The 21,947-nt window shown below is 68.0% G+C and carries 19 protein-coding genes and 1 tRNA gene; 4 read left to right on the top strand and 16 right to left on the bottom strand.

Features of this window, described 5'->3' with window-relative positions; genetic code table 11:
• Nucleotides 1–123: 123 nt before the first annotated feature.
• Genes AC3WOH_RS26500 through AC3WOH_RS26510 form a run of 3 tightly spaced genes read right to left on the bottom strand, consistent with a single transcriptional unit; the run spans nucleotide 124 to nucleotide 6,019 of the window.
• Nucleotides 124–1,560, bottom strand: a complete 1,437-nt coding sequence (locus tag AC3WOH_RS26500) for an efflux transporter outer membrane subunit (protein ID WP_492232307.1) — start codon at nucleotides 1,558–1,560, stop codon at nucleotides 124–126.
• Entirely contained in the window at nucleotides 1,553–4,708 is a 3,156-nt protein-coding gene (locus AC3WOH_RS26505; RefSeq protein ID WP_492232308.1) for an efflux RND transporter permease subunit, read from the bottom strand. The genes AC3WOH_RS26500 and AC3WOH_RS26505 overlap by 8 nt, the downstream gene beginning before the upstream one ends.
• A 9-nt stretch (nucleotides 4,709–4,717) precedes the next feature.
• A complete protein-coding gene (locus tag AC3WOH_RS26510; RefSeq protein WP_492232309.1) occupies nucleotides 4,718–6,019 on the bottom strand; it encodes an efflux RND transporter periplasmic adaptor subunit in 1,302 nt (433 codons plus the stop codon).
• A 162-nt stretch (nucleotides 6,020–6,181) separates the two neighbouring features.
• On the opposite strand from AC3WOH_RS26510, the gene AC3WOH_RS26515 reads away from it, so the two are divergent.
• From AC3WOH_RS26515 to AC3WOH_RS26525, 3 genes are all read left to right on the top strand, one after another.
• Nucleotides 6,182–6,832 carry a TetR family transcriptional regulator gene (locus AC3WOH_RS26515; RefSeq protein ID WP_492232310.1) on the top strand — a complete coding sequence of 217 codons (651 nt, stop codon included), beginning with the start codon at nucleotides 6,182–6,184 and terminating at the stop codon, nucleotides 6,830–6,832.
• 54 nt (nucleotides 6,833–6,886) lie between these two features.
• Nucleotides 6,887–6,962, top strand: a tRNA-Arg gene (locus tag AC3WOH_RS26520).
• Nucleotides 6,963–7,120: 158 nt separating this feature from the next.
• Nucleotides 7,121–7,462, top strand: coding sequence for a hypothetical protein (locus AC3WOH_RS26525; protein WP_492232311.1), 342 nt, complete (start codon nucleotides 7,121–7,123; stop codon nucleotides 7,460–7,462).
• A 75-nt stretch (nucleotides 7,463–7,537) separates the two neighbouring features.
• On the opposite strand, the gene AC3WOH_RS26530 is transcribed toward AC3WOH_RS26525, so the two are convergent.
• The 9 genes from AC3WOH_RS26530 to AC3WOH_RS26570 form a co-directional block, all read right to left on the bottom strand.
• Nucleotides 7,538–8,038 carry a 2,4'-dihydroxyacetophenone dioxygenase family protein gene (locus tag AC3WOH_RS26530; protein WP_492232312.1) on the bottom strand — a complete coding sequence of 167 codons (501 nt, stop codon included), beginning with the start codon at nucleotides 8,036–8,038 and terminating at the stop codon, nucleotides 7,538–7,540.
• 47 nt (nucleotides 8,039–8,085) lie between these two features.
• Nucleotides 8,086–8,832, bottom strand: coding sequence for an SDR family NAD(P)-dependent oxidoreductase (locus tag AC3WOH_RS26535; RefSeq protein WP_492232313.1), 747 nt, complete (start codon nucleotides 8,830–8,832; stop codon nucleotides 8,086–8,088).
• A gap of 5 nt (nucleotides 8,833–8,837) precedes the next feature.
• The gene (locus tag AC3WOH_RS26540; RefSeq protein ID WP_492232314.1) at nucleotides 8,838–10,055 is read right to left on the bottom strand and encodes an L-dopachrome tautomerase-related protein; all 1,218 of its coding nucleotides are present in this window, start codon (nucleotides 10,053–10,055) and stop codon (nucleotides 8,838–8,840) included.
• A 40-nt stretch (nucleotides 10,056–10,095) separates the two neighbouring features.
• On the bottom strand, nucleotides 10,096–11,070 hold the full coding sequence (locus AC3WOH_RS26545) for a sugar kinase (protein ID WP_492232315.1): 975 nt from the start codon (nucleotides 11,068–11,070) through the stop codon (nucleotides 10,096–10,098).
• Nucleotides 11,057–11,704, bottom strand: coding sequence for an RraA family protein (locus tag AC3WOH_RS26550; RefSeq protein ID WP_492232316.1), 648 nt, complete (start codon nucleotides 11,702–11,704; stop codon nucleotides 11,057–11,059). Before AC3WOH_RS26550 ends, AC3WOH_RS26545 begins: the two co-directional genes overlap by 14 nt.
• A 62-nt stretch (nucleotides 11,705–11,766) precedes the next feature.
• A complete protein-coding gene (locus AC3WOH_RS26555; RefSeq protein ID WP_492232317.1) occupies nucleotides 11,767–12,729 on the bottom strand; it encodes a C-terminal binding protein in 963 nt (320 codons plus the stop codon).
• Nucleotides 12,730–12,752: 23 nt separating this feature from the next.
• Nucleotides 12,753–13,757, bottom strand: coding sequence for a TRAP transporter substrate-binding protein (locus AC3WOH_RS26560; protein ID WP_492232318.1), 1,005 nt, complete (start codon nucleotides 13,755–13,757; stop codon nucleotides 12,753–12,755).
• A gap of 58 nt (nucleotides 13,758–13,815) precedes the next feature.
• Entirely contained in the window at nucleotides 13,816–15,105 is a 1,290-nt protein-coding gene (locus AC3WOH_RS26565; protein WP_492232319.1) for a TRAP transporter large permease, read from the bottom strand.
• 34 nt (nucleotides 15,106–15,139) lie between these two features.
• Nucleotides 15,140–15,712 carry a TRAP transporter small permease gene (locus AC3WOH_RS26570; protein WP_492232320.1) on the bottom strand — a complete coding sequence of 191 codons (573 nt, stop codon included), beginning with the start codon at nucleotides 15,710–15,712 and terminating at the stop codon, nucleotides 15,140–15,142.
• A 134-nt stretch (nucleotides 15,713–15,846) separates the two neighbouring features.
• Between AC3WOH_RS26570 and AC3WOH_RS26575 the strand changes: the two genes are divergently transcribed.
• Complete coding sequence (locus AC3WOH_RS26575; protein ID WP_492232321.1) at nucleotides 15,847–16,497, top strand: GntR family transcriptional regulator; 651 nt, start codon at nucleotides 15,847–15,849, stop codon at nucleotides 16,495–16,497.
• Between the two features lie 115 nt (nucleotides 16,498–16,612).
• On the opposite strand, the gene AC3WOH_RS26580 is transcribed toward AC3WOH_RS26575, so the two are convergent.
• The 4 genes from AC3WOH_RS26580 to AC3WOH_RS26595 are packed head-to-tail and all read right to left on the bottom strand — an operon-like array spanning nucleotide 16,613 to nucleotide 21,923.
• Nucleotides 16,613–17,713 carry a porin gene (locus AC3WOH_RS26580; RefSeq protein WP_492232322.1) on the bottom strand — a complete coding sequence of 367 codons (1,101 nt, stop codon included), beginning with the start codon at nucleotides 17,711–17,713 and terminating at the stop codon, nucleotides 16,613–16,615.
• Between the two features lie 50 nt (nucleotides 17,714–17,763).
• Entirely contained in the window at nucleotides 17,764–19,068 is a 1,305-nt protein-coding gene (locus AC3WOH_RS26585; protein WP_492232323.1) for a gallate dioxygenase, read from the bottom strand.
• 47 nt (nucleotides 19,069–19,115) lie between these two features.
• Nucleotides 19,116–20,816 (bottom strand): subtype B tannase, encoded by a 1,701-nt coding sequence (locus AC3WOH_RS26590; protein ID WP_492232324.1) that lies wholly within the window; start codon nucleotides 20,814–20,816, stop codon nucleotides 19,116–19,118.
• A 60-nt stretch (nucleotides 20,817–20,876) separates the two neighbouring features.
• Complete coding sequence (locus AC3WOH_RS26595; protein WP_492232325.1) at nucleotides 20,877–21,923, bottom strand: TRAP transporter substrate-binding protein; 1,047 nt, start codon at nucleotides 21,921–21,923, stop codon at nucleotides 20,877–20,879.
• Nucleotides 21,924–21,947: the final 24 nt, after the last annotated feature.

Raw genomic sequence — 21,947 nt, forward strand, 5'->3', positions numbered from 1 at the left:
GCAATCAACCTTCAATTATATCTGTCGGTGCCCCCAGCCCCTGCACCACGGGCGACGCGTGTGCCGAAAGGCCGACAGTGCCTTGCGGGCGGCGCACCACGGGCCGTGGCCGCCCGCCAGCCTTCAGGATCCCGCGGCCGCCGGGGCTGCGGGTTCGGCCGTGCCACCACCGCCCAGGGCCTTGTACAGCACCACCTGGTTTTGCAGTTGGGCCAGTCGCACCTGCACCACACCCTGCTGGGTGGTGAACAGCGAGCGCTCGGCGTCCAGCAGGTCCAGGTAGCTGGACACGCCGTTGCGGTAGCGCAGGTCGGCCAGGCGCAGGCGGGCCTCTTCGGCCTCGGCCTGGCGGCGCTGGGCCTCGGCCTGTTCGGCCAGGGTGGACTGGCCGGCCAGCGCGTCGGACACCTCGCGGAAGGCCGTCTGGATGGCCTTTTCGTACTGCGCCACGGCGATGCCGCGCGCGGCCTGCGAGCTTTCCAGGTTGGCCTGGTTGCGGCCGGCGTCGAAGATCGGCAGCAGCAGCGACGGGGCGATGGTGAAACCCCAGGAGCCGCTCTTGAACAGGCCCGAGAGCTCACCGCTGGCCGTGCCGGCCTGGGCCGTCAGCGAGATGCGCGGGAAGAACGCAGCGCGCGCCGCACCGATGTTGGCGTTGGCCGCGATCAGTTGCTGCTCGGCCTGGCGGATGTCGGGGCGTTGCGTGAGCAGCTCCGACGGCAGGCCCGCAGGCAGGGCGGCCATGGCCGGTGCCTGGGCCAGGGACGCGCCCGCCAGGCTGGCCAGGACATCGGCCGGCACCGGCTGGCCCAGCAGCAGGGCCAGGGCGTGCTCGTCGAGCGCGCGCTGGCGTTGTTGCTGCGCCAGCGTGGCGCGCGCCGCTTGCGTGAGCGATTCGGCCTGACGGAAGTCGAGCTCCGAGGCCACGCCGGCGTCCAGGCGCAGGCGCGTGAGGCGCACCGATTCCTCGCGCGAGGTGAGGGTGCGGCGCGACAGGTTGAGCAGCTCTTCGTCGGCCAGCAGCGTCAGCCAGCCATTGGCCACGGCGGCCACCAGGCTGACCTGGGCGGCATTGCGGCCCTCCTCGCTGGCCAGGTACTGGGCCAGCGCCTGTTCCTTGAGGCTGGCGATGCGGCCGAAGAAGTCGATCTCCCAGGCCGAGAGAGCCAGGCCCACGCTGAACGAGTTGGTCAGGTCGCCATTGGACGCCGAAGGGCCCCGGCTGGCATTGGCGCCCAGGCCCACGCTGGGGAACTGGTCCGCGCGGCGCACCTGGAACTGCGCGCGCGCCTGCTCGATGTTGAGCGCGGCCACGCGCAGGTCGCGGTTGTTGGCCAGGGCGGCGCTGATCAGGGTCTGCAGGCGCGGATCGGCAAAGTAGTCCTTCCACGGCACCTGCGCCGCCGCGGCGGCCCCTGCGGGCGCCGAGGGGCCCGCCTGGAAGGTGCCGGGCACGGGCGCCGCAGGGCGCTCGTAGGTGGGGATCATCGAGCAGCCCGACAGCAGCAGCGCCGCGGCGGCGGCCACCGCCAGGGGCAGGGGGGTACGGCTATCAGTCATGGGTTCCAACTCCTGCTTCTTCTGCGTGGCGGCGGTTCATCTCCTGCTGGCGCGCGCTGCCCTTGAACAGGCTGCGCACCACGACGAAGAACACGGGCACGAAGAACACGGCCAGTGCCGTGCCGGTGACCATGCCGCCGAGCACGCCGGTGCCGATGGCGCGCTGGCTCGCCGAGCCCGCGCCCGAGGCGATGGCCAGCGGCAGCACGCCCAGGCCGAAGGCCAGCGAGGTCATCACGATGGGGCGAAAACGCAGGTGGGCCGCGGCCAGCGCCGACTCGATCACGCCGCGTCCCTGCGCCTGCAGGTCCTTGGCGAACTCGATGATCAGAATGGCGTTCTTCGCCGACAGGCCGATGATGGTGATCAGCCCCACCTGGAAGTAGACGTCGTTCGCATACCCCCGCAGCAAGGTGGCCAGCAGCACGCCGAGCACACCGAGCGGCACCACCAGGATCACGGCCAGCGGGATCGACCAGCTCTCGTACAGCGCGGCCAGGCACAGGAACACCGCCAGGATGGCGAAGCTGTACAGGATCAGCGACTGCGAGCCGGCGAGCTTTTCCTCGCGCGACATGCCCGTCCACTCATAGCCGAAGCCGGGTGGCAGCTGGGCGGCGAGCTTTTCCATCTCGGCCATGGCAGCGCCGGTGCTCATGCCTGGGGCGGGCGAGCCCGAGATGCGCACGGCCGGGTAGCCGTTGTAGCGCACCGTCTGCTGCGCGCCCTTGATCCAGCGCGTGCTGGCAAAGGCCGACAGCGGCACCGGCTTGCCCAGATTGTTGCTGGCGTTGATCTTGAGCAGGTCGTCGGGCTGCATGCGCGCCGGTGCGTCGGCCTGCACCACCACGCGCTGCAGACGGCCCTGGTTCGGGAAGTCGTTCACGTAGGTCGAGCCCAGGGCGGTGGACAGCGCCGAGTTGATCGCATCGAAAGGCACGCCCAGGGCGTTGGCCTTGTCGCGGTCGATGTCGATCTGCAGCTGCGGCGCATCTTCCAGGCCATCGGGGCGCACCTGGGTGATCACCTTGCTCTGCGATGTCATGCCCAGCAACTGGTTGCGCGCGTTGATCAGCGCCTCGTGCCCGGCGCCGCTGCGGTCCTGCAGGCGGAACGAGAAGCCGCTGGCATTGCCCAGCTCGGGAATGGGCGGTGGGCTCAGCGGGTAGATGAAGGCGTCGCGGATGCCCATCAGCCCGCCGAAGGCGCGGCCTGCCACCTCCTGGGCCGACTGGCCGGGGGCGTGGCGTTCCTTCCAGTCCTTCAGGGTCACGAAGGCGAGCGCGGCATTCTGGCCCTGGCCGGAGAAGCTGAAGCCCAGCACGCCGACCATGCTCTGCACCTCGGGCTGCTTGAGGATGAACTCCTCGACCTGCTGCATCACGGCCAGCGTGCGTTCCTGCGTCGCACCGGGCGGCAGCTGCACGTTGACGATGATGTTGCCCTGGTCTTCGCCGGGCAGGAAGGAGGTGGGCACGCGCATGTAGACCACCGCCACGGCGCCGATGATGGCGGCATAGATGATGAGGTAGCGCGCCGCCTTGCGCAGCATGCGCGAGACCATGCTTTCATAGCCCTTGGCCGTGCGCGAGAAGCCGCGGTTGAACCAGCCGAAGAAGCCGGTCTTTTCATGGTGGTGGCCGGCTTCCACGGGCTTGAGCAGCGTGGCGCACAGCGCGGGTGTGAGCGACAGCGCCATGAAGGCCGAGAAACCGATGGACGCCACCATCACCGCCGAGAACTGGCGGAAGATGTTGCCGGTGGAGCCCGAGAAGAAGGCCAGCGGCACGAACACCGAGATCAGCACCACGGTCACGCCGATGATGGCGCCCGAGATCTGGCGCATGGCCTTGCGCGTGGCTTCCAGCGGCGGCAGCCCCTCCTCGCTCATGATGCGCTCGACGTTCTCCACCACCACGATTGCATCGTCCACCACGATACCGATCACCAGCACCATGCCGAACATGGTCAGCACGTTGATCGAGAAGCCCAGCGCCAGCAGCGTGGCCATGGTCCCCAGCAGGGCAATCGGCACCACGATGGTCGGGATGATGGTGTAGCGCCAGTTCTGCAGGAACAGGAACATCACCAGGAACACCAGGACCACGGCTTCCAGCAGCGTCATTGCCACCTGGGTGATGGAGATGTCCACGAAGCGCGAGCTGTCGTAGGGAATGCTCCACTCCGTGCCCTCCGGGAAGAAGCGGGCCAGCTCGCCCATCTTGGTGCGCACCGCCTTCGCCGCCTCCAGCGCATTGCCGCTGGGCGACAGCTGCACGCCGATGCCGACCGCGGGCTTGCCGTTCAGGCGCGCCGAAGTGGCATAGGCCTGGCCACCAAGCTCCACGCGCGCCACGTCCTTGAGGCGCACGGTGGAGCCGTCGGTGTTGGCGCGCAGCACGATGCTGCCGAACTGTTCGACGCTGGACAGCTGGCCGTTGACCACCACCGTGGCGGCGATGCCCTGGCCGGCCACGTTGGGCAGGTCACCGATGGTGCCGCTGGCCACCTGGGCGTTCTGCGCCCGGATGGCGGCCGTGATCTCGGCGGCCGAGAGGTTGAAGCTCTGCATCTTGGCCGGGTCGATCCAGATGCGCATGGAGCGCTCGGTGCCGAACAGCTGGGCCTGGCCGATGCCGGGAAGGCGCTGCAGCTCGGGCACGATGTTGCGCGAGGCGTAGTCGCCCAGGGCCACGGTGTCCATCTTCGGGTTGGTCGACGAGAGCATCGTGAACAGCAGGAAGTTGGAGCGCGACTTGTCCACGCGCACGCCCTGCTGCGTCACGGCCGAAGGCAGGCGTGGCGAGGCGCGCGAGAGGCGGTTCTGCACATCCACCTGCGCCAGCTCGGCATTGGTGCCGGGCTGGAAGCTCAGTGTGATGCTGCCCGAGCCATCGGCCTGGGCCACCGACTCCATGTAGATCAGGCCGGGCGAACCGTTCATCTCGCGTTCGATGACGGACAGAACGCTGTCCTCCAACGTCTGCGCCGAGGCGCCGGGGTAGGCGGCATTGATGACGATGGCAGGCGGCGCCACCGGCGGGTATTGCGCGATCGGCAGCTGCGTGATCGCCACGCCGCCCATCACCATGATGAACAGTGCGATCACCCACGCGAAGATCGGGCGGTCGATAAAGAACTTGGCCATGGATGCCCCTTACTTCGAAGCGGCGGCAGAGGCCGCAGGCGCTGCGCCGGGGGCCGCTGCGGCGGCCGGGGCTGCCGCAGGCGCGGCACCGGCTGCCTGCCAGGGAACCGGCTTGACGGGCGTGCCCGGGGGCAGCATCTGCAGCTTCTGGAAGCCGTCGACCATGACCTTCTCGCCAGCCTTCAGGCCGTCGAGCACCACCCAGCGGTTGTTCTGCGCCGCGCTGATCTTGACGCTGCGCGGGCTGATCTTGCCGTCCTCGCCCACCACGCTCACCGTGTCACCCTGCTGGGTGCGCGTCACGGCCTGCTGGGGCAGGGTGATGGCGTTGCTGGCCTCCACCTGCTCGATCTGCACGCGCAGGTACAGGCCGGGCAGCAGCTCGCCCTTGGGGTTGGGCACTTCGGCGCGCAGCGTGACCTGGCCCGTGGTCGCATCGACCGTCAGGTCCGAGAACAGCAGCTTGCCGGGGTGGGCATACACCGAGCCATCGCCCAGCAGCAGCTTGACACTGGCCGCGTCGCCGCTGGCGCGCTTGAACTGGCCGCTCTCCATGGCACGGCGCAGCGCGAACACCTCGCTGGCCGACTGGGTGAAGTTCACGTACACCGGGTCGATCTGCTGGATCACGGCCAGGGGCGTGGCTTCGCCCTGGCCCACCAAGGCGCCTTCGGTCACCAGGGCGCGGCCGATGCGCCCGGAAATGGGGGCCGTCACGCTGGCGTAGCTGAGGTTGATGCCCGCGGTGCGGGTGGCTGCGCGGCCGGCTTCCACGTCGGCCTGGGCCTGCTTCTGGGCGGCCTCGGCGTTGACGAAATCCTGCTTGCTGATGGCATTGGCTGCCACCAGGGGGCGGTAGCGCTCCACCGTGGCCGTGGCCTGGGCCAGGTTGGCCTCGGCCTTGGCCAGGCTGGCCTTGGCGCTGTCTGCCGCCGCAGCGTAGGTGGCCGGGTCGATGCGGAACAGGGGCTGGCCTGCCTTCACGTCGCTGCCCTCGCGGAACTCGCGCTTGAGCAGGATGCCGGCGGCGCGGGCGCGCACCTGGGCGACGCGCGAGGCTTCCACGCGGCCGGGCAGCTCGGTGACCAGGCCGACATCGCCCGGCGTGGCAACCACCACGCCCACTTCGACGGGCGGCATCTTGGGGGCGCCGCCGGCCGCAGCCGGGGTATCGGACTTGCCGCACGCGGCGAGGAAGGCAGTCACGGTGCACAGAGCGGCCACTGGCAGCATTCGCTTCAGGGCAGGGATGCGCGCAATGCGGGGGGAGGGGTCACGCAGGCGAGGCATGGGAGTCCTTGTGTTGGGCATCAACGGGAGGGTCACGGCAGGCGTCGCCGGGCAGCGGGCTGCGTCGGCGAGTAGGAGTTTCTACCAATAGACGGGTAATTATACATACAACCATGGATGTATAATAGAGCCGGCGCGCCACCCGGGCCGCCGGTGAACTTGCATGAATGAAAGGCTGTACCCATGGTGCGCAGAACCAAAGAGGACGCAATTGCCACGCGCAACGGCCTGATCGACGCGGCAGAGAGGGTGTTCTACGACAAGGGCGTTTCCCGGGCCTCCCTGAGCGACATCGCCCTGGCCGCGGGCACCACCCGGGGGGCCATCTACTGGCACTTCAAGGACAAGGTCGATCTCTTCAATGCCATGATGGACCGGGTGACCCTGCCGCTGGAGCAGGGCTATGCCGAATTCGAGGCCAATGCCGACCTCGATCCGCTGCAGCGCCTGCGCGCCGTGATGGCCCTGGTGCTGGAGAGCGTGGCCTCGGACGAGCACACCCGCCGCGTGTTCGAGATCGCCATGCACAAGGTGGAGTACGTGGGGGAACTGGTCGCCGTGCGCGAGCGCCACATGGCCGCCTGCGACGGCTTCATCCGCCAGCTGGCGCGTGACTTCGAACTTGCCGCCAGCGCACAAAAGGTCACCATGCCGGTCACGCCCCTGGGAGCCGCGCTGGGCTTGCACGCCATGTTCGACGGCCTGATGCAGAACTGGATCCTGTCCAACGGCATCTTCGACCTGCTGGGCACTGGCCGCGTCTGCACCGACGCCTTCATCTCGGGCCTGGGGCTGCGGATCGGGGCTTGCGCGCCTCCCGCGGGCGCGCCCTAGCCGGCTTTTTCTGCGGGGCGGCGACCGCATGCGATAATGCAAAGCTACACGCACGCGGCTGTAGCTCAGTGGATAGAGTATTGGCCTCCGAAGCCAAGGGTCGTGGGTTCGATCCCCGCCAGCCGCGCCACCATCTTCCCGCATGAACCTGGGTCTGTTGTTCGTGCACCCATTGCCGTGCCAAGAGCAGCCGGGTCCGCTCACCAGGCAACGGGGTGACCCCAGGGTCCAACGCTGAAGCGATCGATGGTGCTTGCGCAATGCCCATGCGCTGTGTCCAATAGAACAATGCCGCACCTGCTATTCAAATGGGTCCTGCGCGAGGACCGCTACGAGTTTTCCGGCGAAGCGAAGACCCCGCGTGCGCTCGAAGCCGAGGTGAATGCCGAGATCGTGGCGATCTGGGCCTGGCTGCAGCGCCAGAAGCTGCGTCCCGGGCAGTTCGGCTGGGAAGCCACGCGCCGCACCCTCACCAGCAAGGACGAGACCCTCACCGTCTCCCATGGCATGGTTTCCGCCGATGGCAGTACGGTGCTGCATCCGCAGGAAACCCGCGTCGTCGTCACGCTGCCGGAGAAGGTGGCGGTGCAGTTCCGTTTTGAGTTCAACGTGGTGGACGACAGACGTTGACCGACCCGCTGCCGTGCCATGCTGCAAGGCAGCGAAGCCTGGGCACGAGGGGCACTGACGGAAAGTGCCTTGCTTTCAGCGGACAAATTGGTCGATGTAGTCCGCCCCCAGGCCGTTGGCCGCGTAGTGGCGCCGGCACATCTCGATCTTGGTGAACACGTCTTCGTAGCCTGTGGGCTGGCCCTGGGCGTCCACGTAGACCATGGCGCCCGAGATGTTGAAGAAGGTGATCATCTCGGTGGCTCCGCCCGAGGCCTCGTCCACCACCAGGGTGTGGATCTCGCCGGGCGGTTCGAAAACGAAGGAGCCTTCGCGCGCCACCCAGTCGTGTTCCAGGTAGCGCCACGATCCGCGGATCACGTAGCCGACCACGATGGAGGGATGGATGTGCCGCGACAGCACACCCGACTTGCGCACTCGCAGCAGGTTGCACCAGCCGCCGGTCACCGTATTGAGCAGCAGCGGGCGAAACCAGACGTTCTCGGCCTGGGGCACCCAGACGCGCTCGTCGTCGGGGATGGCGGTGACAGCGATCTCGGGCTGTATGCCAGGCAGTTGCAGGATGGGGGACATCATGAGGAAGGCTCTCCGTGGGGTGGTTATGTTGCTTGGGCTCGCCTCGCTCAGGTGATCAGATAGCCCCCGTCGACCGGCAGCACCACGCCGGTGACGAAGGCCGCCTGTGCCTTGTCGGCCAGAAAGAGCACCGGGCCGGCCACGTCCTGTGGCGTGCCCCAGCGGCCCATGGGTGTGCGTGCGAGGATCGGGGCCGAGCGGGCCGGGTCGTCCTGCAGCGCCTGGGTCAGCGGCGTGGCAATCCAGCCCGGCGCCACGGCATTCACGCGGATGCCGTCGGTCGCGTAGGCGATGGCCAGGGACTTGGTGAGCTGGGCCACGCCGCCCTTGCTGGCGCTGTAGCCCGGCACCAGCCCGCCGCCGAAGAAGCTCAGCATGGACGCGGTATTGATGATGCAGCCGCCCGATGCCTTGAGCAGCCCGCGCGCAGCAGCGCAGGTGCGCATGCTGCCCGTGAGGTTGATGTCGATGACACGCGCGAACGCCACGGGGTCGTGCTCCTGCCCGCGCTGGATGATGCCGGCGCAATTGACCAGCACATCGAGCCGCTGCAGGGCACCGAAGAAGCTGGCCACTGAGGCGTCGTCGCGCACGTCCAGTGGCGCGAAGGCCATGCCAGGGTGTCCTGGCTGGGCCTGTGCGGCGGCCACCTCGGCCGCGGTGGCGCCGGTGGCGGTTACCTGCGCGCCGGCCTGGGCAAAGGCCTGGGCGATGCCGTGGCCGATGCCGCTGGTGGCGCCCACCACCAGCACACGCTGGCCGCTGAAGGATGGATGGTTCTGCTCTGTGGTCATGTCGCTCACTTCGCGTGGTAGGGCTGCGCGCCCAGCTTCATGCGGTAGATGCGGAAGTTGGGCACCTTGGGGTTGTTGAAGTCCATGTCTTCGTCCACCCACAGGTGCAGGTGGTTGCTCACCAGGTACAGGTCGCCGCCGGGGCCCCAGGCGAGCGTGTCGGGCCAGGAAATCTCGTCGCTGGAGACCAGGGTCGTGACCTTGCCGGACTTCGCGTCGCGCTTCATCACGCCGTTCAGGCCCAGGGCGGTCATGTACAGGTTGCCGTTGCGGTCGGCCGTCATGCCGTCGGTGTTGGAGGGCAGTGTGGCCACGACCTTCGCGGCTTTTTTCACCTGGTCTTCCGTTTTCGAGAAGTCACGCGCCACGCTGGTGGGCAGCGAAAGCAGGCGGTTGCCGGTGAGGTTGGTCCAGTACAGCGTCTTCTTGTCACCCGACAGCGCGATACCGTCGGCGCCGGTCTTCATGCCGTTGGGCTTGCCGTCCTTGGGCTTGAGCACGTCGCGGCCATGGATCTTGAAGGTGTAGTTCTCGTCGTTCACCCACTCCGGGGCCGAAAGCACGCGCCGGGCCTTGTTGGCCTTGATGTCATACACCAGGATGCCGCCCTTGAGCGGATTGCAGAAGATGCCCGAATCCGAGATGTAGACCACGCCCGCGTCGTTGTCCACCGCCACGTCGTTGAGGAAAGAGCACTTCTTGTCCGTGTCGGCATCGCTGAACTCGTAGCGTGCCACTTCCTTGCCCGCTTTCAGGTCCCAGCCGATGAGCTTCTCGTCGCCGGGGCCCGACGGGGCGCCAGCGATGTGGCCCTGGTCCAGGATCCACATTACGTCGTTGCGGTCGATCTCGAAGCCCAGCACCGCCTTGAGTCCAGCCGGGTTGGCCACGTCGTTCAAGACCTTGCTCGGAAAAGGCTGCAGCTTCCACTCGGTGCCGTTCTTCACCAGTTTGGAGAGCGTGGCAGGCACCTCCTTGCCGCCCCAGCGCGCGGTGCTCACGTAGATGTTGCCCTGGGAGTCGACCTTGGCGCCCTGCATCAGCACCTTCTTCCAGACCTGTCCGTCCTCGTAGGCCTTTTCCGCTGCGGGATCGCCGAGGTCGTACGAAATCCGGTTCCACTGTGCCACCACCTCGATTTGGGGTGGCACCGCAAGGGCAGCCGAACTTGCTGCAACGCTGGCCGCGAAAGCCATTGCCACACGGAACACGCGATTGCTCATGGTTTGTCTCCTTGGATGTTGTGTTGCTTCTTGCGGGTACTCAGGATTGGTCTGCCTGCAGGGCCGCGCGCACGGCCTCGGCGCGGGGAATGGGCGCGACGGCGCCATAGCCCTGTGTCGACAGGGCGGCTGCAGTCGCTGCATAGCGTCCTGCGTCGGCCAGGCCGTCCCCCGCGATCAACCGGGCCACGAAGGCCCCGCCGAATGTGTCCCCTGCACCCGTGGCGTCCACCGGCGTGCAGGGCGCGGGCGCGATGGCGTGGCGCTCGTGCGCATTGGCCACCAGGGCGCCGCGCTCGCCGAGCTTGAGAGCCACGGTTTTTGCACCACGCCGCAGGCAGTGGTCCACCAGCGCGTCGGGCTCCGTCAGGCCGGTGATGGCCACGATGTCCTCGTAGCTGGGCAGGCAGATGTCGCACAGCGCCATGGCTTCGCCCATCACGGCGCGGGCGCGCTGCACCGGCCACAGCTTGAGCCGCAGGTTGGTGTCGAAGGACACGCGCACGCCCGCGGCGCGGGCTTCGTCGATGGCGGCGAAGCAGGTGTCGGCCGCACTGTCCGAAATGGCCAGCGAAATGCCCGACAGGTGCAGCACCTGCGCTGCGCGGATGCGGGCCAGCGGCAGGTCGGCCGGCCGCATGCGGCTGGCGGCCGAGCCGCTGCGGAAAAAGCTGAACTGGTGCCCCTGCACGCCATGGGTGACGAAGTAGATGGCGGTGAAGGCCTGCGGGTTGGTGGCCACGCTGGCGTGGCACACGCCCTCCTCGTCCCACAGGCGGCGCAGCAGCGCGCCGTAGGGGTCGTCGCCCAGGGCGCTGGCATAGGCCACGCGCGCGCCCTGGCGTGCGGCGGCAATGGCGAAGTTGGAGGTGTCCCCGCCAAATCCCTGCAGGTACAGGCGCCCGCCGCCCTCGCCGGTCTGATTGAACTCGACCATGGGCTCGCCCAGGGCGATGATGTCGACCGGGCCGGTGCCCACGGCAGCCGGGCCGGCCAGGGCCTCAGATGCGGCCATACTTGGCCAGCCCCTTGCGCAGCGAGCGCTCCTCGATGATGAGCTTGGCCTGCTCGAGCTCGCGCACGTCGATCTCCAGCGCCATCTTCAGCACCTCCTCGGCCTTGCCGCGCGGCACCACCACCACGCCGTCCACGTCGCCCACCACGATGTCGCCGGGGTGCACCACCACGCCCGCCACCTTCACCGGCACCTGCGAGGACACGGTGCGGTAGCGGCCCAGCGTGGTGCCCGGGCTCACGTCGCGGGCGTACACGGGAAAGTCGTAGTCGCGGCGGATCTCGGTGAGGTCGCGCACGCCGCCGTCCAGCACCGCGCCCACGTGGCCATTGGCCACGGCGCCGGCCGTCATCAGGCCGCCCCAGACGGCCACGTCGGGCTCGCCGCCCACGATGGAGATCACGATCACGCTGCCGGGCTCGACCTCGTCGATCAGGTCCAGCGCGTGCTGCGGTGGCACGAACTCGTCGGTGGCAGCCTCCAGCACGGTGGCGGCGGGGCCGCAGATGCGCTTGTCGTTGATGCGCGGCTTGATGGGGCTGTCCATGTAGCCGCGGTGCCCGCAGACCTTGTCCACGGCATCGGCCACCGACGCCACGGCAACACGGTTGAATCCTTCGATCAGTTCTTTCATGGCAATGTCTTTCAGGGTTTGGAAGAGAAGAAATCAGGGGGGCGGCCAAGGCCGCCCCTGGCTCACCAGCGGTTGAGCCAGTGCAGCGGCTCCTCGCCGCGCAGCACGCGCACGGCCTCCAGCGCGGTCTTGCGCTGCAGCTCGCGCATGGCCTCCTCGCTGTACCAGCCCATGTGGTTGGTCACGACCACGTTGTCCAGCGTGAAGAGCGGGTGGGCACCGGGCGGCTCCTGCTCGAACACGTCCAGTCCCGCCCCCAGGATGCGGCGCTCCCGCAGCGCCTGGTACAGCGCGTCCGTGTCCACCAGGCCGCCACGCGCGGTGTTCACCAGGATGGCGGTGGGCTGCATCAGCGCCAGGCGCCGCGCGTCGATGAGGTGGTGCGTCTGCGCGTTGAGCGGGGCATGCAGCGAGACCAGGTCGGCCTGGGCGCACAGTTCGTCCAGCGGCGCACGCTCCACGCCGGGCGGCAGCTCGGCCGAGGGGTCGTGCACCAGCACGCGGGCAAAGCCGAAGCCCGAGAGCTTGTCCAGCGTCATGCGCGCAATGCGGCCAAAGCCCACCAGGCCCAGCGTGCGCCCGCGCAGCCGGTACATGGGCTGCAGCACGCCGGTGGACCAGCGGCCCGCGCGCACCTCGGCATCGTGCAGGCCGATGCGGCGCGACACGGCCAGCGCCAGCGCCACGGCCTGCGAGCTGACCTCGTCGGTGCCATAGTCGGGCACGCTGACGACCTTGATGCCGCGTTCTTTGGCAGCGACCTGATCGATGTTGTCCACCCCGATGCCGTAGCGGATGATGGCCTGGCAGCGCGCCATGGCATCGATGACACGGCGGCCCACGGGCGACTCGCGCACCAGCACCACGTCGGCATCGCGCACCGCCTCCATCGCACTGTCCTCGCTGCGCCGGCAGGGCCGCAGGGCAAAGCGCGCACCGGCCTCGGCCAGCAGCGCCTCCTCCTGGTCGTAGGCGGCGTAGCCATCGTCCAGTGCGACCACCAGACGCTGCTCTTGCGATGTCACGGCATTCACAATCGGGTTCCCAATCACTTGGTGGCGGCCAGCAGCTTCTGGGTCCACTCCTTGCTGACCTCGGCCTCCAGGTAGGCCTGCACCACGGGCTGGGCCACCTTGCGGAAGCGGTCGATCTCGGCCGGGGTGAGCTCGGTCACGGTCATGCCCTTTTCGGCCAGCACCTTCTTGGCCGAGAGGTCCTGCTCGCGCGTCATGTCGCGGTGGATCTTCTTGGCCTTGTCGATGCCCTCCGTCACGGCCTTCTTCTCCACGTCGGTCAGCGTGTTGTAGAAGCGGTCGCTGACCAGGTAGGCATGCAGGCTGTAGACGTGGCCGTCCAGCGTGACGTGCTTCTGGTGCTGGTAGAGGCTGGCGGCCATGATGTTGGTCACGCCGTTCTCCTGGCCGTCGGCCGTGCCCTGCGCCAGTGCGGCAGGCAGCTCGCCCCAGTCGATGGCGGTGGGGCTGGCGCCCAGGGATTCGACCAGCTTCACGAACACCGGGCTGGGCTGCACGCGCATCTTCAGGCCCTTCATGTCCTCGGGCGTGCGAATGGCGCGCTTGCTGTTGGTGAAGTGGCGAATGCCGTTGTCGGCATAGCCCATCAGGCGGATGCCGGTGCGCTTGCGCATGTCCTCGGCCAGCTCCTGGCCGAACTTGCCGTCCAGCACGGCATAGGCGTGCGCGTGGTCGTTGAAGATGAACGGCAGGCCGAAGATGTTGAAGGTCTTGTACACGCCGGGAATGCCGCCGTCGTGCACCACCGCCACCTCCACCGTGCCCAGGCGCAGGCCTTCCATGACCTGCTGCGCGGGGCCGAGCTGGCCGGCAGGATAAAGCTCGACCTTGACCGAACCGTTGGTGGCCTTCTCCACATGCTCCTTGAAGGCCAGCGCCGCCATGTGCTTGGGCTGGTCGTTCTTGGCCGGCTGGTAGTGGGTGTACTTGATGACCTTCTGCGCCATGGCAGGTAGTGCGCCCAGTGCCAGCGCGGCGGCGGCCGCTGCGGTGAAGAAGTGCTTGCGGGTGATGTTCATGCTTGTCTCCTTGGTTGTTGTCGTGCGAAAGGGAATGCCGGGACCCCGTGTCGTTCGGCTAGTTGCGGTAGCCGAGCAGGCCCGGCAGCCAGGTGGATATGGGCGGGAAGAAGGTGAGCAGCGCCAGCACCACGAAGAGCGCCGCGAGCATGGGCGCCATCTCGCGCACCATGGGGCCCATCTTCACGCCCGATACGGCGGAGGTGACGAACAGCAGGCCGCCCACGGGCGGGGTCACCATGCCCAGCGTCAGGTTGACGATGACCACGATGGCGAAGTGCAGCGGGTTGAGCCCGGCCGCATCGGCCAGCGGCGCGAGGATGGGCACCATGATCATCACGCCCGGCAGCGGCTCGATGAAGATGCCCACGAGCAGCAGCAGCACGTTCACCGCCACCAGCAGCGCGGCCTGGCTCAGTTCCATGCTGGCGATCCAACTGGCGGCATGCTGCGGGATCTGCCCCACGGTGAGCACCCAGGCGAACACCGCCGAGGTGGCCACGATGAACAGGATGGAGGCCGTCATCAGCGCCGTGCGGAACAGGATGGCCGGCAGCATGCTGAAATGCAGCGTGCCGTAGACGAAGCGCCCCACGATCAGCGCGTACAGCACGGCGGCGGCAGACGCTTCGGTGGGGGTGAAGATGCCCAGGTGGATGCCGCCCAGGATGATGGCCGGCAGCATCAGCGCGGGCAGCGCGCGCCAGAACAGCAACAGCAGGGGCGCGGGGTCCAGCAGCTCGGGGGCCGAGCGGTAGTCGCGCCGCACGCTCACCCAATGGTTGACCAGGGCCAGCGCCACCGCGATCAGCAGCCCCGGCAGCACGCCCGCCAGGAACAGGCCGGTGACGGTGACGCTGTTGTCCGTCAGCGCATAGACGATCATGATGATCGAGGGCGGAATGATGGGCCCCACGATGGCCGTGCTGGCCGTGAGGGCCGCCGCATAGGCGTCGTTGTAGCCGGCCTTGCGCATCATCTTGATCAGCATGGCGCCAGGGCCTGCGGCGTCGGCCAGGGCCGAGCCGCTGATGCCCGAGAAGAAGGTCAGCGTGAGGATGTTGGCATGCCCCAGGCCGCCGCGGCGCATGCCGACCAGGCGCGCGGCGAACTTGAGCAGCACGTCCGTCAGCGCGCCGCCGGACATCAGCTCGGCCGCCAGGATGAAGAACGGAATGGCCAGCAGGGGAAAGCTGTCCAGCCCGCTGAAGAGGTTCTGCATGACCACCAGGGCGGGCATGCCGGGTTTCATCCAGACGGCGGCGAGGCCGGCGATGAGCATGGCGAATGCGATGGGGGCGCCCAGGGCCATCAGGCCGATGAACACGCTTGCGAGGATGGCACTCATGGTGTCTTGCTTCCGGTGAAATGGGGGGGCGGGACTACAGGGCCTGTGGGTCGAAGCCTTCGACCCGCTCCCACTCGCCGCCCATCACCCAGGCGCGCGCCACCAGCGCCAGGTGCACCAGCGTGAGGGCCGCACCCACCGGCAGCGCCAGGTAGACCAGGCCGAGCGACCAGCCGAGCACCGGCGATTCCTGGTACCAGGCGAACTCGGCGTACTCGATGCCCAGCCACACCATGGTGGCCAGCGTGGCGGCCATGATCAGCGCCACCAGTGCGCGCAGCGCACGGGCACCGCCCGTGGGCAGCGCGGCCGGCAGCGTGTCGATGGCGATGTGGCCGCCCACGCGCAGGGCCGGGCCCGCGCCCAGGAAGGCGGCCCAGATCATCATGTAGCGGGTGGCCTCTTCCACCCAGGTGAAGGAGTGGCTGAACACGTAGCGCGAGATCACGTTGCCGATGACCAGCACCGCCATCACCGCCAGCAGGGCGATCAGGGCCCAGCGGTTGGCGCCGACGAAGGCGCGCTCCAGCACATGGGGCGGGCGCGCTGGCGCGAGAGGGGAATCGTGCGCCACGCCGGGCGCCTTGTCGGGCAATGCAGCAGTCAAGGGTCTCGTCTCCGTGTTTGTCTTATTGACCAAAGTGCGAACGAGGCGCATCGTATCTGATATCTCAGATGTTGAAGAACTGTCGTAAACCCTATACTCGGCGCTGTCCAAAAAGCAGCAAGCTGCGCCCACCCATGAGCAAAGTCCTAGAACTCCAACGCCCCCGCCTGCTGACCGACGTGGTGGGCGAACGCCTGCGCGAAGCCATCGTCACGGGCGACCTCAAGCTCGGCGAGCAGGTCTCCGAGGCGCAGCTCGCGCAGTTGATGAACGTGAGCAAGACGCCCGTGCGCGAGGCGCTGCTGCGTCTGAAATCCGAAGGGCTGGTGGAGATCCACCCGCAGCGCGGTACCTTCGTGTTCCGCCTGTCACCGGCCGAGGTGGCGCACCTGTGCCAGTTCCGTGCGATGGTGGAGACCGAGGCCTTGCGCGAGGCCATGCAGTCGCAGCCCAAGGTCCTGGTCAAGCGGCTGGCGGGGTTCGTGAAGGCGATGAAGTCCGCAGAACAGACCCAGGACCTGCCGGCCCTGGCGCGGCTGGACATGGACTTCCACTGGGCCTTCCTGGAACTGTGCGAGAACGACTACCTGCGCGCAGGCTACGAACTGCTGCGCTACCAGCTCAACGCGCTGCGCCACCGCTCGCCGATCTCCAACGCCGTCCCCAGCCACCAGATCCTGGTCGATGCGATTGCCGGTGAAGATGTGGCCGCGGCGACAAACCTTCTGCGTGAGCACATCCAGGAGAATGAACCCCGGTACCGAGTGGCCTGCGGGCTCGCATGAGGAAGATTTGGGGCCTGCGCTCACATCCAGCGGGTGAAGCGGGCATGTCGTAGCCAGAATGCTTCAAAAAAAGCGCCGGGCTCCTGCCCGGCGCCAACCTTGGAGCACTCTTTCTTCAGAACGCGTGCCGCACACCCACGGCCACGCCGCTTTGCGAGCCGCCTGCGGCAGGCGCGCCACCCGCGGCGGCATTGCTGACCGAGATCGCCAACGCACCGTCGTTGGCGATGTGGCCGGCCGTGGCGTACACCGCCGTGCGCTTGGACAAGTGGTAGGTGGCGCGCAGTGCCAGCAGCGTGGCCTGGTTGGCGCTGTTCTTGTAGTCGAGCTTGAAGACCTGGCCGTCGAGCACCAGCACTGGTGTGGCGCTGTAGGAGGCGCCCAGGTACCACAGGTTGCTGCGCCGCGTGGCGGGGGCAGCATCGTTGTCGCGCGCGATGAGGCCGGCGCCGAGCTTGAGCGCATCGAACTTCGCCCAGCCAGCCACCGTGGAGCGGCGGTCTTTGAGGGTGCTGCTGGTCAGCCCGGCAAAGGCGCCTGCGCCGCCGCGGATCTCGTCCACCGCCAGGGCCAGGCCCCAGGCCGCGGTGTCGTACTTGGCCAGCAGCGACCATTGGCGGCAGGCCGACTTGTCGGTAGCCGATTCGCCCGCGCAGTTGGTGCCGGAGGGGCTGGGGCCGGCGTTGACGGCGTCTCGCCCCAGGCTGTAGGTGGCGCCGGCGGTGAAGCCGCTGAACGTGCCGCGGTAGGCGATGGCGTTGTCCACGCGGGCGTTGGGCAGGTAGCTGTCGAGCGAGCCAGAGCCGAAGGCGCTGGGGCCGAGGATGTCGGCGTCGAGCTGCGACCAGAACAGCATGGAGTACTGGCGGCCCAGGTTCAGACTGCCCCAGTCGCCCGACAGGCCCACGAAGGCCTGGCGCCCGAAGGCCCGGCCGCCCTGGTTGTAGGTGCCGCTGTCCACGCCGAAGCCCGACTCCAGCGTGAAGCCGGCCTTGAGGCCGCCGCCCAGGTCTTCGACACCGCGAAAGCCCAGGCGCGAGGGTGCGCTGCCGGTCAGGCCCGGCATGCGGGTGAGGCTGCCACCGTTGGCCGACGCGTTGGAGAGGTGCTCGACCGAGGCGTCGAGCAGGCCGTAGATCGTGACACTGCTTTGGGCACTGGCTGCGCCGCATGCGGCGGCCAGCAGGCCCAGGGTGAACAGGGAACGGAATTTCATCTTGGAGGTCTCCTCTTTCTTCAGGGTGGTGGTGAAAACAGTCGGTTGCGTCAGGTGCCGGTGGTGGCCTCGTGGGGCGCATCCCATGTGAGTGCGCCAGCGTCCTTGCCGGCCACCGAGTACAGGGCCTGGGTGTTGCGCGTTTGCTGGAAGGCTTCGAGCGATTCGCCGCGCATGGCGGCGTAGATGTGAAGGTTGGAAACGCCGACCACGGCGCCCAGCTTTTCGAGCAGGAAGAAGATCACGCCGTAGTGGATGAGGCCGCGCCAGTCGCGCTGGCGCACCAGGCTGCGCTCGGTCTCGGTGAGACCGGCGCGCTCATAGGCCCCCTCCTCGTCGGCCAGGAAGGCTGCGCGCACGGCAGGCGCAATGAGCGCATGCAGAAAGCGGTTGAGCCGGTAGGCCTTGACGCTGCGCTCCAGCGTGAACGGGTGCGTTCCTTGCAGCACTTCGGCACCGGCGAGCTGCAGCTGCATGTGCGCGCGGTGGCGCTGCAGCATGGGCGCGGGCAGGCCGCTGTCGGCGGGCTCGTAGATGGCGGCGGCAATGCCGGTCATCGACGGCAGGTAGTAGCTGCGGTGCAGGCAACGCACTTGCGAGGCCAGCGCACCGCGCATCACCAGCCACATGATGACCTCGGCCCCCTCGAAGCCGCCCAGCGCGGCGTACTCAGCATGGGTCATGTCGGCGAGCTGCTCGGGGTCGCGCTCGAACAGGTCGAGAAAGCGCGCATCCCACTCGGGGTTGTTGAAGCCCGCGCGTTCGCCATGCACCTGGTGCGACAGGCCGCCGGTGGCGACGATGGCCACACGCAGGTCCTCGGGGTAGCTCTCGATGGCGCGGCGCAAGGCCTGGCCGAGCTTGTAGCAGCGGCGCGCGCTCGGGATGGGGAACTGCAGCACCCCCATCTGCAGCGGTACCAGTTGCACGGGCCAGGCCGGCGCGTGCGGGCACATCACCGACAGCGGCGAGAAGCAGCCATGGTCCAGCCCCTTGTCCTGGAAGAAGGACATGTCGAACTCCTCGGCCATCAGCGACTGGCCGATGTGTGCCGCCAGGCCCGGATGGCCGGCAATCGGCGGAAGCTCGCGCGCACCGCCGCCCTCGTCGGCCACGGCCCAGCGCTCGCCCACACCGAGCGCAAAAGCGCTGTAGTGGTCGAAGAAGAACGAGGTGACGTGGTCGTTGTAGATGAGCAGCAGCACGTCGGGCCGCTGCGCGGCGATCCAGTCCTGCACCGGCGCGAAGGCCTCGAAGATGGGCGCCCAGATGGGGTCTGTGCGCTTGTCGCGGTCGAACGCGAAGCCGATGGTCGGGGTGTGCGAGGCGGCAATGCCGCCGATGATGGTTGCCATGGGAAGGGGGCCGCCCCTGCGGGCCGCCAGGTCGTTGGGATGCGGGATCAGGGGTTCGAATCGAGCTTGGCCTTGATCCAGGCGAAGGCCTCCTGCACGTCGTAGTTGCCGCTGTGCGGCACCAGGTAGGGCAGCTTGAAACTGACCTCCTTGACGGACGGGTCCTTGCGGATCGCGTGGTACAGCAGGGTCTGCATCGAGAAGGCGGTGTCGCGGTCGATCATTCCGTGGCGCACGTACCAGTAGGGCGCGCTGTCGGCGCTGGTGTTCAGGTAGGCGATCGGGTTGATGAGCCTGATCTGCGCGGCCAGCGTGTTGGTGGACGTGGCGGCCAAATGGCTGGCCCAGGGCTGGCCGGTATCGTCCTGTCCCGAGGCATCCCTGGCCTTGGTGTTGTTGTTCCAGCTCCATTCGGTGAAGTTGGAATACTCGGCGGTGGCAGAGCCGAACAGGTTGGTCTCGCCGCTGATGGCCGGGTTGCCCGTGACGCCCACGGCGTCGAAGGCCACCACGGTCTTGAGCTTGGTGATGGTGGCAACGAAGTTCAGGAACTTCGCATAATCGATGGCCGCCACTTTGGCACTGCTGCCCGTGCCGGTCAGCGTGAGCCAGTCGTTGGGGTAGCTGGCCGTGGTGCCGCGCTGGGTGACGGTGAAGCTGCCGCCCAGCTGGGGCACGGCCGTGCCCTTGGCGATCTGGCGCTCGATCTCGTCCTTGATCTGGGCAGTGGTGGCCTCGCGCATGCTCGCGTCGGTAAGCGCCTTGCCGTCCTCGCGCACCAGGAGCAGGCCGTTGAGGTAGGCCGGGAAGGCGGCCGCAATGGCCCGCGAGGCGGCTGGCTGCTGGCCCGCAGAGTAGGCCACGCCGTCGAGCGCGCCGGTGTTGGCGTCGCTGCGCAGGGCGCTGTACTCCCACTCGTAGCCGGCGTCGGCATTGCCCAGGTTGTTGATGGGGCAGTAGGCCACGGCGGCGAACACATCGTCCTTGAGCGTGCTGGCCACCGTGGTGCCTGCGCCCGTGATGCCTGCGGCGCCGATCTCTGCCAGGTAGGGCAGGTAGTCGGCGCTGTTGCCGCTGGCCGAGACGGCCGCTGTGAGGCCGCCGCCGCCGCTGGTGCCCGTGAGCACGATGCGCTCGGCCGAGCCGGGCATGCGCGCATCGTTCAGGCGCAGGTAGCGGATGGCGGCCTTGGTGTCGACCACCGGCGAGGGCGCCTTGCCGGCCCAGCTGCCATCGGCCGCGCGCGCGCCACGGCTGCGCGTGCCCACGTTGGCCACGATGTATCCGGCCTTGAGCGCCGCGCCGATGTTGTCGGTGTCGCTGGTGCTGGCGAAGGCCTGGCCTTCGTTGATGGTGGTGGCCACCGCGCTGGTCCACCAGCCGCCGTTGTTGACCAGCATGTAGACCGCCTTCTTCTGGTCAGCGGCCGATGCCTCGGGCACCGAGATGACCATGCTCTGGTAGGCATAGGGGTCGGCCAGCGTGGTGGTGCCGCCGCCCAGCGTGGCCTGTGTGGCGGCCATGCGGATGGGCTTGGCCACATAGACCACCTTGTACTGGCGCACCTTCATGGCCACACCGTCCACGGTGACGTTGACCGTGGTGTAGCTGGCGGGGTCGAACTGCAGGGCGGTGTCTTCGGCATCGGTGGGCACGTCGTCGCTGCCGCCGCAGGCGGCGAGCAGGCCGGCGCTGGCGACGAGGGCGAGCGCAGATACCAGAGCGCGGCGTTTGAAAGGGGTGTGCATGCGTGTCTCCTTGGCCGTCATCGGCTTGGTTGTGGTAATGGCAGGGAATGCGTTGCGCGCTCAGCGGGCAGCAGCGTCCTGGTGCTTCTTGATCAATGTCCGGGCGTCTTCGAACAACTTGGCGCCGTCGAGGCCCTTGCCACCCATCTCCTTGACCCAGTCGGTGGACAACCGGTCGCCCAGCTTTTTCCAGGTGGCCAGCTCGCTGGCGGCGATCACGTTGGTGGCGTTCTTCGCCGTGAGCTTCTTGCCCTCGGCATCGGCCTGCACGAAGGCCTTGCCTATCTGTCCCGAGAAGGCCTGGCCGGAGTTGTTGTCGATGACCTTCTTCAGGTCGGCGGGCAGCGATTCGTACCTGGCCTTGTTCATCGCGAAGATGAAGGTGGAGGTGTAGAATGCGGCCTCGTGGCTGTCGGTCTCGGAGTGGTACTTCGCCAGCTCTTCGAGCTTGACGGAAGGCACGACCTCGTAGGGCACCACGGCCCCGTCGATCACGCCCTTGGCCAGCGCATCGCCCACCTGCGGCACCGGCATGCTCACGGGCGTGGCGCCCAGCAGCGCAATGAATTTGTTGGTCAGGCGCGTGGGCGCGCGCAGCTTGAGGCCGCGCAGGTCGGCCATGGTGCGCACCGGCTTGCCGGCCATGTGGAACACACCTGGGCCGTGCACGTGGAAGGCCAGCGGCTTGACGTCCTTGAACTCGCCCTGGCTGTGCAGCTGGGCATAGTCCCACAAGGCCTTGCTGGTGGTCTCGGGGCTTTGCATCATGAAAGGCAGTTCGAAGGCTTCCATGGACGGAAAGCGCCCTGCCGTGTACCCAGGCAGCGTCCAGACCACGTCGGCCACGCCATCGCGCACCTGGTCGAACAGCTGGGGCGGCGTGCCGCCCAGCTGCATCGAGGGGTAGATCTGGCACTTCATGCGCTGGTTGGTCTCGCGCGCGATGCGCTCGCACCAGGGCTGGATGAACAGCGTGCCCGCGAACGAGGTCGGCGGCAGGTGGTAGTGCACCTTGAGCGTGACGGGCTCCTGCGCGGCGGCGGGCAGCGTGGCGACCGCGGCGGCCAGCAGGCCGCTGAGGGCGAGCAGATGGTGCAATTTCTTCATGGTGTGTCTCCTTCGTTGTCGTGC

This window comes from Acidovorax sp. FW305-C-20-28, assembly GCF_058783375.1.

What these genes read in the sequence shown, in the direction of transcription:
- AC3WOH_RS26535 (WP_492232313.1), bottom strand. Translation starts at nt 8,832, where the DNA reads ATGACCACAGAGCAGAACCATCCATCCTTCAGCGGCCAGCGTGTGCTG.
- AC3WOH_RS26500 (WP_492232307.1), bottom strand. Translation starts at nt 1,560, where the DNA reads ATGACTGATAGCCGTACCCCCCTGCCCCTGGCGGTGGCCGCCGCCGCG.
- AC3WOH_RS26595 (WP_492232325.1), bottom strand. Translation starts at nt 21,923, where the DNA reads ATGAAGAAATTGCACCATCTGCTCGCCCTCAGCGGCCTGCTGGCCGCC.
- AC3WOH_RS26525 (WP_492232311.1), top strand. Translation starts at nt 7,121, where the DNA reads ATGCCGCACCTGCTATTCAAATGGGTCCTGCGCGAGGACCGCTACGAG.
- AC3WOH_RS26565 (WP_492232319.1), bottom strand. Translation starts at nt 15,105, where the DNA reads ATGAGTGCCATCCTCGCAAGCGTGTTCATCGGCCTGATGGCCCTGGGC.
- AC3WOH_RS26575 (WP_492232321.1), top strand. Translation starts at nt 15,847, where the DNA reads ATGAGCAAAGTCCTAGAACTCCAACGCCCCCGCCTGCTGACCGACGTG.
- AC3WOH_RS26550 (WP_492232316.1), bottom strand. Translation starts at nt 11,704, where the DNA reads ATGAAAGAACTGATCGAAGGATTCAACCGTGTTGCCGTGGCGTCGGTG.
- AC3WOH_RS26505 (WP_492232308.1), bottom strand. Translation starts at nt 4,708, where the DNA reads ATGGCCAAGTTCTTTATCGACCGCCCGATCTTCGCGTGGGTGATCGCA.
- AC3WOH_RS26590 (WP_492232324.1), bottom strand. Translation starts at nt 20,816, where the DNA reads ATGCACACCCCTTTCAAACGCCGCGCTCTGGTATCTGCGCTCGCCCTC.
- AC3WOH_RS26585 (WP_492232323.1), bottom strand. Translation starts at nt 19,068, where the DNA reads ATGGCAACCATCATCGGCGGCATTGCCGCCTCGCACACCCCGACCATC.
- AC3WOH_RS26580 (WP_492232322.1), bottom strand. Translation starts at nt 17,713, where the DNA reads ATGAAATTCCGTTCCCTGTTCACCCTGGGCCTGCTGGCCGCCGCATGC.
- AC3WOH_RS26515 (WP_492232310.1), top strand. Translation starts at nt 6,182, where the DNA reads ATGGTGCGCAGAACCAAAGAGGACGCAATTGCCACGCGCAACGGCCTG.
- AC3WOH_RS26545 (WP_492232315.1), bottom strand. Translation starts at nt 11,070, where the DNA reads ATGGCCGCATCTGAGGCCCTGGCCGGCCCGGCTGCCGTGGGCACCGGC.
- AC3WOH_RS26530 (WP_492232312.1), bottom strand. Translation starts at nt 8,038, where the DNA reads ATGATGTCCCCCATCCTGCAACTGCCTGGCATACAGCCCGAGATCGCT.
- AC3WOH_RS26540 (WP_492232314.1), bottom strand. Translation starts at nt 10,055, where the DNA reads ATGAGCAATCGCGTGTTCCGTGTGGCAATGGCTTTCGCGGCCAGCGTT.
- AC3WOH_RS26510 (WP_492232309.1), bottom strand. Translation starts at nt 6,019, where the DNA reads ATGCCCAACACAAGGACTCCCATGCCTCGCCTGCGTGACCCCTCCCCC.
- AC3WOH_RS26560 (WP_492232318.1), bottom strand. Translation starts at nt 13,757, where the DNA reads ATGAACATCACCCGCAAGCACTTCTTCACCGCAGCGGCCGCCGCCGCG.